Source organism: [Mycobacterium] stephanolepidis (assembly GCF_002356335.1).
Classification (GTDB): Bacteria; Actinomycetota; Actinomycetes; order Mycobacteriales; family Mycobacteriaceae; genus Mycobacterium; species Mycobacterium stephanolepidis.
The window spans coordinates 2,649,394-2,663,291 of the sequence record NZ_AP018165.1 but is presented as its reverse complement, the minus strand read 5'-3'; the positions used below and the strand labels follow the sequence as shown (position 1 = coordinate 2,663,291).

The window sequence follows — 13,898 nt, the reverse complement described above, 5'->3', positions numbered from 1 at the left end:
CCGTCCTCGTACGCCCGAAGCGTCTCATACACACGCGTGATCACATTTGCGCTATGGTGCAACCGGGTCGAGCCGCAGTCCACCGGGGCCGCGGCATGGAGTCGGGAGAGAGGTCGCGATGGCCAAAACGCGCGACGAGGAACGTGTCGAGCTGAAGGCGGCATACGAGCAGGGTGCGAGTATCCGCACACTTGCTGCGGATGCCGGCCGATCGTATGGGTACGTGCATCGTGCCCTCGTGGAATCGGGTGCGGCGCTGCGTGGGCGCGGCGGCCCGAATCGGCGCGGCCGCAAGGTGTAACTGGCGTTCGACACGCAGTGTGCCCGTTGAGCTTTCGGGCGCCAATTGTTGCTACCGTTATGTGATGCGAGGACATGGCGGTATCCGGAACATCGGCGTGCTGGCGCTGGCGGCGTTGACGGCATCCGGCTGCGCCGGTCAGGTGCGTCAGGTGGATGAGGCGGTGTCGCCCGTGGCCACCACGACGGCGTTGCCGCAAACATCGACACCCGCTCCGGAAACCTTCCGCGTCACGGCATGTGAGACGGTCAGCGGTGGCGGCGGCAAGAATGTGGCCACGCAGCTGCGGGATGTGCGGGTGGGCAAGCAGGACGACTACGACAGGGTCACCTTCGAATTCGGGCCGGAAGCCAAGAGCAAGGTGGCGCTGGATCAGTTGGTAGTGCCCAAGTACACGGTGGACAGCCCCAGCAGTGTGTCCGCGGGCCCCAAGGGTGACAACGTCATCGTCGCCGGATCGGCCCTGCTCGGGGTGCTCTTCGACGGTGCGTCCGCGCACGAGACCGATAAGCCCGTCCGGTCCTATCCGGGGCCGAGTGAGATCAAGCCGAAGGACTTCCCGATCCTGGCGGAAGCCGAGCAGGGTGAGGACTTCGAGGGGAAGGTGCGGTGGGCATTGGGCCTGAACAAACAGCGCTGCCCACAAGTGAGCACGCTGACCAACCCGCCTCGTCTCGTGATCGATCTCCCGCACTAGTCGAGTTTGTGATTGGGCACCACCGCCTGCGCCACGGTTAGCAACCCAGGACAATCACCGCTCGAACGCCAGCGGTTCGGTGCCCGAGGCCGTACATTCCGTAACCATGTATCGATACCTGGTACCGCCTGTACTAGTAGTCGCCTCGCTCGTGGGTATCCCGCGGGCCACAGCCGCGCCGGAGTGCCCGACATTGACCGATGGTGGCGCCGAGAACTATGCCAACGTCCTGCACGATGTCCGCATCGAAACCCTTGACGAACTCGACAGGGTCACGTTCAGCTTCGGGCCCGACAAGCTGGCGCCGCCGACCGGGCCCGTCACCTACTGGCAGGCACCACCGTTCTCGGTCACGCCGGTGAGCGGCGGGTACGCGGTGGCATTCCGCGGCGCCGCGGCACACAACACCGTGTTGGGGACGTGGGACCGCCCCGAGAACCAGCAGCTGAAGTCCTTTCCGCAGCCGAACGATCTCGGAGCACCCGCGGGCGCTCCGGTGGTCCGATCAGCGCGCCTGCTGCAGGACCCGGACATCTTCAAGGACAAGAACGGCGTGATGGCGTGGAAGGTCGCTGCGCAGGCATCGAAATGTCCGGTGGCGTACATCGCCGACACTCCCGCGCGGGCTGTCATCGATTTCCCGCACTAGTCCGACGGCAGGGGGGAAACATCGTGAAGGTGATGCACCGGGTCGTGCACGAAATACAGACCCAGCGTCTCAACGGTGAAAACCGAACCGTTACTTCGCCTTCCGCAGCGCATTAGCGAGCCCGCGGGCACCTCGGCGAAGGCGGCGGCGATGGCCTCGCCTGCGGTAGCCAGCTCCTTGGCCACCGTCCGCGGGTCCTGTTCGCCGTACCTGTCGTCGATGGCCGTCTTGTCCTGGTCCCAGTTCTCGAACAGCGGATTCTCCTCGGCGAGCATCAGCTGCAGTCTCGTCAGGAAGATACGGAACACATCCCGGACATGCGCGCCGTACTCCAGCGGCGACCAGGTCTGCTCATCGGGCCGTTGCCGCGCCTCTGGCCGGGACAGTACCGGCTGCCATGCCGCCAGGTTTTCCCGCACGATATCGGGTATCTGAGTGAAAGATGTTGTCGCTGGGTCAAATCCGCATTCCCCGCAGCGGTTATCCAGAACCCAGGTCCAGTCCTTGGTATCAGGAGTGATCGGCACGGCGCACCGAATCCTCGACGAGATCCAGGACGCGGCTGAGGCTTTCGGTGGACTGGCCGGCGGCCAGACGGGCCACCAGGCCATCGAGCACCAGATCCAGATACCCCAGGATCACCTCACTGGGCACGTCCTCGCGCAACCGGCCCGCCTTCTTCTGGCGTTGTAGCCGCGCCAGCGTGGCGGTGTTGAGTTCTTCAGATCGCTGATTCCAGCCCCGCCGGAATTCGGGATCATTTCGCAGCTTGCGGGCAATCTCCAAACGCGTTGCCAACCAATCGAACTGATTCGGGTCGGCCAGCATGTCGCGCATGACCTGCACCAGACCCTCGCGGCTGGCGACATTCGCCATCCGTTCGGCATCTTCACGGGCCAGCGCGAAGAACAGCGTGTCCTTGTCGCGGAAATGGTGGAATATCGCCCCCCGCGACATACCGATGGTGTGTTCCAGGCGGCGCACGGTGGCGCCGTCATACCCGTACTCGGCAAAACAGCGCCGCGCGCCATCAAGGATCTGGCGGCGACGAGCCGCGAGGTGATCCTCGCTAACGCGCGGCACTGTTGGTCAGCCGTTTCTAGCCGGCCAGCATGTTCCGCAGCACGTACTGCAGGATGCCGCCGTTGCGGTAGTAGTCGGCCTCACCGGGGGTGTCGATTCGGACCACCGCCTCAAACTCGACCTTGGAACCATCGACCTTGGTCGCGGTCACGTGCACGGTCTTCGGTGTCGAGCCCTCGTTGAGCTTCTCGATACCGCTGATGTCGTAGGTCTCGGTCCCGTCGAGCTTGAGCGAGGCCGCCGATTCTCCGACCGGGAACTGGAGCGGAATCACCCCCATACCAATCAGATTCGACCGGTGGATGCGCTCGAACGACTCGGTGATCACGGCCTTGACGCCCAGCAGGCGAGTGCCCTTGGCCGCCCAGTCGCGGGAGGAACCGGAGCCGTACTCCTTGCCACCCAGCACCACCAGTGGGATTCCCGCCTTCTGGTAGTTCACCGAGGCGTCGTAGATGAACGACTGCGGGCCACCCTCCTGGGTGAAGTCGCGGGTGTAACCGCCCGACACGTCGTCCAGCAGCTGGTTGCGCAGGCGGATGTTCGCGAACGTGCCGCGAACCATCACCTCGTGGTTACCGCGGCGTGAACCCAGCGAGTTGTAGTCCTTGCGGTCCACACCGTGCTCGTCGAGGTACTGCGCCGCCGGGGTGCCCGACTTGATCGAACCGGCCGGTGAGATGTGGTCGGTGGTCACCGAGTCGCCGAGTAGCGCCAGCACGCGCGCACCCTTGATATCGGTGACCGGCGTGGGCTCCAGCGGCATCCCGTCGAAGTAGGGCGCCTTGCGCACGTAGGTGGACGTGTCGACCCACTCGAAGGTGTTGCCCTCGGGGGTGGGCAGACCGCGCCAGCGCTCGTCGCCCTTGAAGACATCGGCGTAGGAGTTGGTGAACATCTCGCGGTTGATCGACGAGGCGATGGTCTCCTCGATCTCCGAGGCGCTGGGCCAGATGTCCTTCAGGTAGACGTCGTTGCCGTCGTGGTCCTGTCCCAGTGGGTCGGTGTCGAAGTCGAAGTCCATGGTGCCCGCGATGCCGTAGGCGATGACCAGTGGCGGGGAGGCCAGGTAGTTCATCTTGACGTCGGGGGAGATGCGGCCCTCGAAGTTGCGGTTACCCGAAAGCACCGCGGTGACCGACAGGTCGTTGTCGTTGATCGCCTTGGAAATCTCGTCGGGCAGCGGGCCGGTGTTACCGATGCATGTGGTGCAGCCGTAGCCGCCCAGGTAGTAACCGAGCTTCTCCAGGTAGGGCCATACGCCCGCCTTGTTGTAGTAGTCGGTGACGACCTGCGATCCCGGAGCCATGTTGGTCTTGACCCACGGCTTGGTGGTCAGGCCCTTCTCGACGGCCTTCTTGGCCAGCAGGGCAGCGCCCAGCATCACCGAGGGGTTGGAGGTGTTGGTGCACGAGGTGATGCCCGCGACGACAACCGCGCCGTGGTCCAGCACGAAGTTGCCGCGCTCGGCGGACTTCACCGTAACCGGCTTGGTCGGCCGGCCCTCCGCGCCATTCGCCGCGGACGGCACGACGGCATCGTCCTCGGCGAAGGACAGCACCGCGGCATCGCTTGCCGGGAACGACTCTTCAACGGCCTCATCGAGGTTCGTGTGAGGAGCGGGGTGGTTCTCTTCCACGTAGTTGTGGATGTCCTTGCGGAACGCATTCTTCGCGTCGGACAGCTCGATGCGGTCCTGCGGACGCTTGGGCCCGGAGATGGAGGGCACCACGGTGGCGAGGTCGAGTTCCAGGTACTCCGAGAAGGCCGGCTCGTGGTCGGCGTCGTGCCACATGCCCTGTTCCTTGGCGTACGCCTCGACCAGCGCGAGCTGCTGGTCATCGCGGCCGGTGAGGCGCAGGTAGTTGATGGTCTCGTCGTCGATGGGGAAGATCGCTGCGGTAGAACCGAATTCGGGGCTCATGTTGCCCAGGGTGGCGCGGTTGGCCAGCGGGACCTCGGCCACGCCCTTGCCGTAGAACTCGACGAACTTGCCCACCACACCGTGCTTGCGCAGCATGTCGGTGACGGTCAGCACCACGTCGGTGGCGGTGACGCCCGGCTGGATCTCACCGGTGAGCTTGAAGCCGACCACACGGGGGATGAGCATCGAGACCGGCTGGCCGAGCATGGCGGCTTCGGCCTCGATACCACCGACACCCCAGCCGAGGACGCCGAGACCGTTGACCATGGTGGTGTGCGAGTCGGTACCCACACAGGTGTCCGGGTAGGCCTGGCCGTTGCGCGTGAAGATGGTGCGGGCCAGGTACTCGATGTTCACCTGGTGCACGATGCCGGTGCCCGGGGGGACGACCTTGAAATCGTCGAAAGCGCCCTGGCCCCAACGTAAGAACTGGTAACGCTCGGCATTGCGCTCGTACTCGAGTTCGACGTTGCGCTCGAAGGCGTCGGCGGTGCCGAAGACGTCCAGGATCACGGAGTGGTCGATGACCATCTCGGCGGGGGAGAGCGGGTTCACCTTGTCGGGATCGCCGCCCAGTGCCGCCACTGCTTCACGCATGGTGGCCAGGTCGACCACGCAGGGCACACCGGTGAAGTCCTGCATGACCACGCGGGCCGGGGTGAACTGGATCTCGACGCTCGGCTCGGCCGAGGGGTCCCAGTTGGCCAGCGCCAGCACGTGGTCCTTGGTGATGTTTGCGCCGTCTTCGGTGCGTAATAGGTTCTCCGCCAACACCTTCAGGCTGTAGGGCAGTTTCTCGGTACCGGGCACGGCATTGAGGCGGAAGATCTCGTACGACTCATCGCCAACCTGCAGAGTGCCGCGCGCGCCGAAGGAATTCACCGATTCATTGCTAGTCACATCAGCTCCAGAGCTCGAAGGTCACCCGCCGGCGGGCTGTGCCAGGCGGGGTTCCGGAGGCGCCACCGCAGATGGCTGCCTTCCATCGATAGTCTAACAGTACGCTTGTCCCGTAATAAGGGGGATGCCCAAATTTCACCCGCCATTCCCGTCGTGGCATCCGCCACTGTCGGCCGGGGTGTCGTTATGCACGCGAAATGCTGCGGGTCGACCTGCGCAACGCCGCGCTCGCTGCGGGTTAGATTGATCGCGTGACGCCGCAGCACTTGCCCACCTTCATCCCCGCCGAGCTGTGCCAGGCGGTGGGCGTGTCAGTCGAGACCGCGGGCACCGATCCGCTCGGCTGGTCGATCAAGTGTCTGGAGATGGCACGCGCGGATGTCAACGAGGATGGGGTCGCCGCCCCGTCGGCGGATGTCAGCGGATTGAAGGATGTCATCGCGAAGGCGCACGCCAAGAACATCGACCTGAAGGTCGTGGCGCTTCCCAACAATCCCTGGATCGATACACCGCTGCGCGATATCGCCACTGAGATCGGTAAGGACCATCCGGACTCGACGGTCCTGGTCATCAGCCCGTCCTACGCCGGCACCTACAGCGCCACGTTCGACAGGGTGACGCTGGAGGCCGGGCAGGACGTCGCCAAGACGGGCAACCCCGTGCTGTCTGCGAACAACTTCGTGAACGAGATCGGGCGCGAGCACTTCTCATGGACGGCGCTGACCATTGTGCTTGTCCTGCTCGTCGCGGCGGTCTGCGCCGGAATTGCGCTCGTGCGTGGCCGATTCGCGAATGACTCGGTTAAGTAACGATTTGCAAACCATTCGCGCAGCCTGTTTTTTCATGAAATAGCCGCGCGCAGTATGGAACCGGGATGATCTGCCGGTATTCAATTCGAAGCAATTAACCGTCAGAAGACGTGTTGCCAATTGCCCGTCAGGGGCCAATTAATTACAACTTTGTAATTTGTGACTAAAGTTTCATTAGTTGCAAAAGTGACGTACGGTGCAAGTGGCGCCAAAGTGGTTAGTGCGTCTTATGTGACAACTGGGAGCGTGTCGGGGAAGGGCCGCTATGACCGAGAAGGCTCGCCGCACGCCGAAGATCGAGGAGACGGCAGACCGTATGAAACGGACAGTCCCGCAGCAATTCGCGGACCGTTTCGCGGTGCGTGGCAAACGAACCGCGGTAGTTGCGCTGGTGCCGCCGCTGTTGACCGCCAGTCTGATGATGTGGCCCACAACGCTGCCCGTAACCTCCGCCGAGCCGAACGACATGGCCTCGCTGATCAGTCAATTGGCCGACACCAACCAGCAGATCGAACAGCTCACCGCGGATGTGCAGACCCAGCAGGAATCCATCAACAAAGGCTTGGTCGATCTGCAGGACGCGCGCGATAACGCCGCCGCGGCAGGTCAGGCGGTTGAAGAAGGTCAGCGCGCGGTCGACACCGCCAACGGTGCGATCGCCGAGGCGCAGGGCAAGTTCGACCGGATGGCCGTGGCCACCTATATGGCAGGGCCGTCTGGCTCATATCTGACAGCGACCAATCCCGACGACGTGGTGCGCCTTGCCTCGGTGACCAAGAGCGTGGAGTCGAGCTCGCAAACCGTCATGGACAACCTGCGCCGGGCACGTACCGAGCAGGTGAACAAGCAATCACAGGCGCGGGCCATTCAGGAGAAAGCCGACCAGGCGACTGCGGATGCGCAGAAACAGCAGGACGATCTGGTGGCTGCGATGCACGACGTGCAGAAGAAGCTGGAATCCCAGCGCGGCATAGCCTCGGAACTGGCGGAAAAGAAGAAGAGCGCCGAGGCGCAGCTGAGTGCGGCCCGGGGCCCGGCGTTCGCCACCTCTACGGCGAGCGCTCGTGTCATCGATCCGGCCGCCGCCATCGCCGGTAACGGCAACGAATGGACTTCGGCTCCGGCGGCTGTGGCCTCGGCTGCATCGGCTAGTCAATGGGATACGACGCTCCCGATGATCGCCAGCGCCAACGTGCCTACCGATCCGACGCAGACCATCAACATGGTGTTGGGTATCGGCAACACCGCCGCCAACGTCGGCCAGTCCGCGGTGTGCGGAGTGATCGGCATGTTCTGCCCCAAGGCGGCCCCGGCGGCGGCAGCCTCCAGTGAGGGCGGCGAGTACATCCCCAAGGTTTACGGCCGGGAAAACGTGGAGCGGGTGATTGCCCGCGCGGGCAGCGCGATGGGCACGCCGTACTCGTGGGGCGGTGGTTCGTACAACGGCCCGACCCGCGGAATCGATTCCGGCGCAGGAACTGTTGGATACGACTGCTCCGGGCTCATGATGTACGGCTTTGCCGCGGTCGGCATCAGACTGAGGCACTACACCGGGTATCAGTACAACTCCGGGCGCAAGGTGCCCAGCGCGCAGATGAAGCGCGGGGACATGATTTTCTACGGCCCCAACGCAAGTCAGCACGTTGCTCTCTACCTCGGCAACGGTCAGATGCTCGAAGCGCCCAACACAGGCGACGTGGTCAAGGTGTCGCCGGTGCGGACCAGTGGCATGACGCCCTTTGTTACCAGACTGATTGAGTGGTGAAATCGGTGAACGCAGCGAGAACGACCAAATTACTCAAGGTGCAGGGCCTCTTCGTGTTACGTGCCGCACTCGCCGTGGGAATCGCTATCGCTCTGGTGCTGTTCATGGGTGTACCGCGCGCCACCGCCGACGACAACCCGATCAGCCCCAATGTCGGTGCTGCCTTTCTCAACGCCCTGGGACTGAACCCGTCGGGCGGCGACTGGGACAACACCCTGCCCTTCGCGGGGCCGAGTCAGGGCGCGGACCCGGCGAAGATCATGAACGGCGTCATGGGGGTCGGACAGACCGCGTTGGGTGCATTGGGCATCGGCGGCAATCGTGCGTCCGCGGGCGCCGGACGTCCCCTCGCGTACGGCCGCCAGGCGGTGGAAGCGGTGATTCAGCGAGGCGGTACCCAGCTGGGTGTTCCGTACTCGTGGGGTGGCGGCACCGTGCGCGGCCCCAGCGGCGGCGTCGACTACGACGCGGGCAAGGTGGGCTACGACTGCTCCGGCTTCACCATGTTCTCGTATGCGGCCGCGGGCGTGAAGCTGCCCAAGTACTCCGGTGACCAGTACAACGCGGGCCAGAAGGTTCCGGTCTCGCAGGCCAAGCGCGGCGATCTCCTCTTCTACGGACCGGGCGGTTCCCAGCACGTGGTGATCTACCTGGGTAACGGTCAGATGCTGGAAGCCAGCGGCAGCGCCGAAAAGGTAACGGTGTCGCCGGTCCGCACGGGCGGGATGACTCCTTACGCCGTTCGTATCATCGCGTGGTAGCCCTTCTGATCTCTCAGGTGAGCTAGAACGGCGCGCCAGCGAACGGGTACGTGGACCAAATCCCGGGATGCTGGAATAGTGGACCGGAGGCGCCGCCCAGGGTTGGGTGCCGCCCACATGGACATGGCCACCAAGAAGCCACCGAAGTAGCACGGAATCATCAGGCAGAGCCGGAGGGAAGTTGATGTCATCACCAGGGTCACCAGGGGGAGGTGCCGGTTACTCCGGCGGAAGCGCCGGCCTCGCGCCGCACGCCCCGCAGGGTGCGACATCACCGGCCCTGGCCGCCGAGGTACAGAACCTTGAGCGCGCCATCTTTGAGGTCAAGCGCGTCATCGTGGGTCAGGACAGGCTCGTCGAGCGAATTCTGGTCGGTCTGCTCGCCAAGGGGCACGTGTTGCTCGAAGGTGTGCCCGGTGTTGCCAAGACGCTTGCGGTCGAGACTTTCGCCAAGGTGGTGGGCGGATCGTTCTCGCGTGTCCAGTTCACCCCGGACCTGGTGCCTACCGACATCATCGGTACCCGCATCTACCGCCAGGGCAAGGAGGAGTTCGATACCGAGCTCGGCCCGGTGGTGGCCAACTTCCTGCTGGCCGACGAGATCAACCGTGCACCCGCGAAGGTGCAGTCGGCATTGCTTGAGGTCATGGCCGAACGGCATGTCTCCATCGGTGGCAAGACCTACCCGATGCCCAAGCCGTTCCTGGTGATGGCCACACAGAACCCGATCGAGAACGAGGGTGTGTACCCGCTGCCGGAAGCGCAGCGCGACCGCTTCCTCTTCAAGATCAACGTCGACTACCCGACCGTCGAAGAAGAGCGCGAGATCATCTACCGGATGGGTGTCACGCCGCCGGAGCCCAAGCAGATCCTGTCCGCCGAAGCACTGCTGCGCCTGCAGGATCTGGCCGCCAACAACTTCGTGCACCACGCCCTGGTCGACTACGTGGTCCGGGTCATCTCGGCCACCCGCAACCCGGCGCAGTTCGGGCTGGGCGATGTCGCCAACTGGATCTCCTACGGCGCAAGCCCCCGCGCCTCACTGGGCATCATCGCGTCGGCGCGTGCGCTGGCACTGGTTCGTGGACGCGATTATGTGATCCCGCAGGACGTCATCGAGGTCATCCCGGATGTGCTGCGTCACCGCCTGGTGATGAGCTACGACGCGCTGGCCGACGAGGTTTCCGCTGACACCGCCATCAACCGGATTCTGCAGACGGTGGGCCTGCCGCAGGTGAATGCCGTTCCGCAGCAAGGGCATTCGGTGCCGCTGGCGATGGTCGGGACGAACGGTCCGGCCCCGGCAGCCCATAACGCCGCGCCCAGGTGAGCACACCCAGTCCGGGCAGTGCCCGGCCGGTAGACATCCCGTCCCTGCGTCGGGGTGAGATCCGTGATCCGCAGCTCTCGGCGGCGTTGCGGACATTGGAACTGAAGATCCGTCGCAAGCTTGACGGAGTGCTGCACGGCAACCACCTCGGCTTGATTCCCGGTCCCGGATCCGAGCCGGGGGAGTCCAGGCTGTATCAGCCCGGTGACGATGTGCGTCGGATGGATTGGTCGGTGACCGCGCGCACCACCAGCCCGCACGTACGCCAGATGATCGCGGACCGCGAGCTGGAAACCTGGCTGGTGGTCGACATGTCGGCAAGCCTGGATTTCGGGACGACTAACTGTGAGAAGCGCGATCTCGCGGTGGCGGCAGCAGCCGCCATCATCTTCCTGAACAGCGGTGGTGGAAACCGGTTGGGCGCGCTGATTGCCAACGGGGACAAGATTGTTCGTCTACCGGCGCGGTCCGGACGTGCCCATGAGCAGGACATTCTGCGCAGCATCGCCACCATGCCGAAGGCGCCACAGGGTGTCCGTGGCGATCTGTCACTGGCGATAGACGCACTGCGGCGCCCGGAACGCCGCCGCGGCATGGCGGTCGTCATCAGCGACTTCCTGGGCCCCATCAACTGGATGCGGCCGTTGCGCGCCATCGGCGCCCGGCACGAGGTGTTGGGCATCGAGGTGCTCGATCCGCGCGATATGGAGCTTCCGGATATCGGTGAGGTGCTCCTGCAGGACGCCGAGACCGGCATCACCAAGGAGTACCGGATCGACGAGAATCTGCGCCGGGATTTCGCACAGGCGGCGGCAAGGCATCATGAAGAGGTGGCACGCACATTGCGTCGTTGCGGTGCACCGCTTTTGAGTCTGCGGACCGACCGTGACTGGATCAACGACATCGTGAGATTTGTCTCCCAACAGCGCCGCGGTGCGGTCGCCGGGACAGGAGCGGGGGCTCGATGAGTGATCTGCCGTTCTTCGGGCCGATGACTCTCACGGGCTTCACCCACCCGTGGTTCTTCCTGGTCCTGCTGCTGGTGGCCGCGTTGGTGGGGCTGTACGTGTTTGCGCAGTACCTGCGCGAAAAGCGGGTGCTGCGATTCGCCAATACCGAGCTGCTGGATTCTGTCGCCCCCAAACGTCCGCGCGCCTGGCGTCACGCAGCCACTGCGCTGCTGGTGGTTGGCCTGATGGTGCTGACCATCGCGCTGGCCGGGCCCAGCCATGACGTGCGGATTCCCCGGAATCGTGCCGTGGTCATGCTCGTCATCGACGTCTCGCGGTCCATGGAATCGACCGATGTCGCCCCCAACCGTCTGGGTGCCGCGAAGGAAGCCGGTAAGGAGTTCGCCCGCAACCTGACCCCGGGCATCAACCTGGGTCTGATCGCGTACGCGGGTACCGCGACGGTGCTGGTCTCGCCGACCACGAACCGCGAAGCCACCGTAAACGCCCTGGACAACCTCCAGCTTGCGGATCGGACCGCCACGGGCGAGGGCATCTTCACGGCGCTGCAGGCCATCGCTACGGTCGGTGCGGTCATCGGCGGCGGCGACAAGCCGCCCCCGGCGCGCATCGTGTTGATGTCCGACGGTAAGGAAACGGTGCCGTCGAACCCGGACAACCCCAAGGGCGCCTACACGGCGGCCCGCACCGCCAAGGATCAGCAGGTGCCGATTTCGACGATCGCGTTCGGCACCAAGGACGGGTATGTCGAGATCAACGGGCAGCGTCAGAACGTGCCGTACGCCCCCGACATGATGGAGAAGGTGGCCAAGTTGTCGGGTGGAGAGACCTATACGGCCTCCACACTCGGCCAGCTCAAGGAGGTGTACGCGAACCTCCAGCAGCAGATCGGGTACGAGACCATCCGCGGCGACGCCAGTGTCGGATGGTTGCGTTTGGGTGCTCTGCTGGTGCTCGCAGCGGCCTTCGTCGGGTTGGTGATCAACCGGCGTCTGCCCAACTGAGTCGGCATTCGCATGGCGGCTCGTTTGGGCCAGTCGTTTAGGAAGAAGTTTAAGAAGACGATAAGTTGGGTTCCATGTCTGATGCTCTCGGCGCTGGCGCCACCCGTCCCGACTTTGTCTCTCGTTCTGTATTGGTTACCGGTGGCAACCGGGGTATCGGCCTTGCGATCGCGCAACGTCTTGCCGCTGACGGGCATAAGGTGGCGGTGACTCACCGCGGATCCGGGGTGCCCGAGGGCTTGTTCGGAGTGGAGTGCGATGTCACCGACAACGATGCCGTCGACCGGGCCTTCAAAGAGGTCGAAGAGCATCAGGGAGCTGTCGAGGTGTTGGTATCCAACGCCGGCATTGCGCAGGACGCATTCTTGATGCGCATGACCGAGGAGAAGTTCGAGCAGGTCATCAATGCGAACCTGACCGGGGCGTTTCGGGTGGCCCAGCGCGCCTCGCGCACTATGCAGCGGAAGCGCTTCGGCCGGATGATCTTCATCGGTTCGGTTTCCGGTACGTGGGGAATCGGTAACCAGGCCAACTACGCGGCTTCCAAGGCCGGTGTCATCGGCCTGGCGCGCTCGATCGCTCGGGAGCTCTCCAAGGCGGGCGTCACCGCCAACGTGGTCGCCCCTGGTTTCATCGACACCGAGATGACCCGCGCGCTCGATGAGAGGGTTCAGGAGGGCGCACTGGAATTCATCCCGGCGAAGCGAGTGGGCACTGCCGCCGAGGTCGCCGGGGTCGTCAGCTTCCTGGCGTCCGAGGATGCCAGTTACATCTCCGGTGCGGTCATCCCGGTTGATGGTGGCATGGGCATGGGCCACTAGAAGGACTTTTTCGGACATCGATCAGTGTGGTGGCGCGACGCGCGTGGCCACCGCAATTACCTAAGGAGAATCGTGGCAGGGCTACTTGAGGGCAAGCGGATTCTGGTGACGGGCATCATCACCGATTCGTCGATCGCGTTCCACATCGCGAAGGTCGCGCAGGAGCAGGGCGCACAGCTGGTACTCACCGGATTCGACCGGTTGCGTCTTATCGAGCGCATCACGCAGCGCCTGCCCGAGCCCGCGCCGCTGCTGGAGCTCAATGTGCAGGACGAGAAGCACCTGGACAGCCTTGCCGACCGTGTCACCGAGGTGATCGGCGAGGGCAACAAGCTTGACGGCGTGGTGCACTCCATCGGTTTCATGCCGCAGACCGGCATGGGGTTGAACCCGTTTTTCGAGGCCCCCTTCGAGGACGTCGCCAAGGGCTTTCACATCTCGGCGTTCTCGTATGCGTCCCTGGCCAAGGCCGTGCTGCCCATCATGAACCCGGGCGGCAGCATCGTGGGCATGGACTTCGACCCGACCCGCGCGATGCCGTTCTACAACTGGATGACCGTGGCCAAGAGCGCACTGGAATCGGTAAACCGGTTCGTCGCGCGCGAGGCGGGTGCGGCCGGCATTCGTTCGAATCTGGTGGCGGCCGGTCCCATCCGGACGCTGGCCATGAGTGCGATCGTCGGCGGTGCGCTGGGCGAGGAGGCCGGCCAGCAGATGAGCGTGCTCGAGGATGGTTGGGACCAGCGTGCCCCGATCGGTTGGGACATGAAGGACCCGACACCCGTCGCCAAGACCGTGTGCGCCCTGCTCTCGGACTGGCTGCCCGCCACCACCGGCGACATCATCTTCGCCGACGGCGGCGCGCACACTCAGCTGCTCTAGG

14 protein-coding genes are annotated in these 13,898 nt (G+C 64.4%); 11 read left to right on the top strand and 3 right to left on the bottom strand.

Going from position 1 to position 13,898, the window contains the following annotated elements; genetic code table 11:
* Positions 1 to 118 precede the first annotated feature (118 nt).
* From MSTE_RS13175 to MSTE_RS13165, 3 genes are all read left to right on the top strand, one after another.
* The gene (locus MSTE_RS13175; protein ID WP_096501821.1) at positions 119 to 301 is read left to right on the top strand and encodes a helix-turn-helix domain-containing protein; all 183 of its coding nucleotides are present in this window, start codon (positions 119 to 121) and stop codon (positions 299 to 301) included.
* 64 nt (positions 302 to 365) lie between these two features.
* Positions 366 to 998, top strand: coding sequence for an AMIN-like domain-containing (lipo)protein (locus MSTE_RS13170; protein ID WP_096501819.1), 633 nt, complete (start codon positions 366 to 368; stop codon positions 996 to 998).
* A gap of 79 nt (positions 999 to 1,077) precedes the next feature.
* Entirely contained in the window at positions 1,078 to 1,647 is a 570-nt protein-coding gene (locus MSTE_RS13165; RefSeq protein WP_096501817.1) for a hypothetical protein, read from the top strand.
* On the opposite strand, the gene MSTE_RS13160 is transcribed toward MSTE_RS13165, so the two are convergent.
* Genes MSTE_RS13160 through acnA form a run of 3 tightly spaced genes read right to left on the bottom strand, consistent with a single transcriptional unit; the run spans position 1,644 to position 5,536 of the window.
* Positions 1,644 to 2,174 (bottom strand): DinB family protein, encoded by a 531-nt coding sequence (locus MSTE_RS13160; protein WP_096501815.1) that lies wholly within the window; start codon positions 2,172 to 2,174, stop codon positions 1,644 to 1,646. The genes MSTE_RS13165 and MSTE_RS13160 overlap by 4 nt on opposite strands.
* The gene (locus MSTE_RS13155; RefSeq protein ID WP_096501813.1) at positions 2,158 to 2,730 is read right to left on the bottom strand and encodes a TetR/AcrR family transcriptional regulator; all 573 of its coding nucleotides are present in this window, start codon (positions 2,728 to 2,730) and stop codon (positions 2,158 to 2,160) included. Before MSTE_RS13155 ends, MSTE_RS13160 begins: the two co-directional genes overlap by 17 nt.
* Positions 2,731 to 2,746: 16 nt before the next feature.
* On the bottom strand, positions 2,747 to 5,536 hold the full coding sequence (acnA, locus tag MSTE_RS13150; protein ID WP_096501811.1) for an aconitate hydratase AcnA: 2,790 nt from the start codon (positions 5,534 to 5,536) through the stop codon (positions 2,747 to 2,749).
* A gap of 269 nt (positions 5,537 to 5,805) precedes the next feature.
* Here acnA and MSTE_RS13145 point away from each other — a divergent pair, with 269 nt between their 5' ends.
* The 8 genes from MSTE_RS13145 (at position 5,806) to inhA (ending at position 13,897) form a co-directional block, all read left to right on the top strand.
* Positions 5,806 to 6,363: an Rv1476 family membrane protein gene (locus MSTE_RS13145; RefSeq protein ID WP_096501809.1), complete on the top strand. Its 558-nt coding sequence runs from the start codon at positions 5,806 to 5,808 to the stop codon at positions 6,361 to 6,363.
* Between the two features lie 316 nt (positions 6,364 to 6,679).
* Positions 6,680 to 8,128, top strand: a complete 1,449-nt coding sequence (locus tag MSTE_RS13140) for an NlpC/P60 family protein (protein ID WP_096505831.1) — start codon at positions 6,680 to 6,682, stop codon at positions 8,126 to 8,128.
* Between the two features lie 38 nt (positions 8,129 to 8,166).
* Positions 8,167 to 8,889: an NlpC/P60 family protein gene (locus MSTE_RS13135; protein WP_096505829.1), complete on the top strand. Its 723-nt coding sequence runs from the start codon at positions 8,167 to 8,169 to the stop codon at positions 8,887 to 8,889.
* A 184-nt stretch (positions 8,890 to 9,073) separates the two neighbouring features.
* Positions 9,074 to 10,219, top strand: a complete 1,146-nt coding sequence (moxR1, locus tag MSTE_RS13130; RefSeq protein ID WP_096501807.1) for a chaperone MoxR1 — start codon at positions 9,074 to 9,076, stop codon at positions 10,217 to 10,219.
* Positions 10,216 to 11,187, top strand: coding sequence for a DUF58 domain-containing protein (locus tag MSTE_RS13125; protein WP_096501805.1), 972 nt, complete (start codon positions 10,216 to 10,218; stop codon positions 11,185 to 11,187). The genes moxR1 and MSTE_RS13125 overlap by 4 nt, the downstream gene beginning before the upstream one ends.
* A complete protein-coding gene (locus MSTE_RS13120; RefSeq protein WP_096501803.1) occupies positions 11,184 to 12,194 on the top strand; it encodes a VWA domain-containing protein in 1,011 nt (336 codons plus the stop codon). Before MSTE_RS13125 ends, MSTE_RS13120 begins: the two co-directional genes overlap by 4 nt.
* A gap of 74 nt (positions 12,195 to 12,268) precedes the next feature.
* Positions 12,269 to 13,015, top strand: coding sequence for a 3-oxoacyl-ACP reductase FabG1 (fabG1, locus tag MSTE_RS13115; protein WP_096501801.1), 747 nt, complete (start codon positions 12,269 to 12,271; stop codon positions 13,013 to 13,015).
* A gap of 72 nt (positions 13,016 to 13,087) precedes the next feature.
* Entirely contained in the window at positions 13,088 to 13,897 is an 810-nt protein-coding gene (gene inhA / locus MSTE_RS13110) for an NADH-dependent enoyl-ACP reductase InhA (protein WP_046253835.1), read from the top strand.
* Position 13,898: the final 1 nt, after the last annotated feature.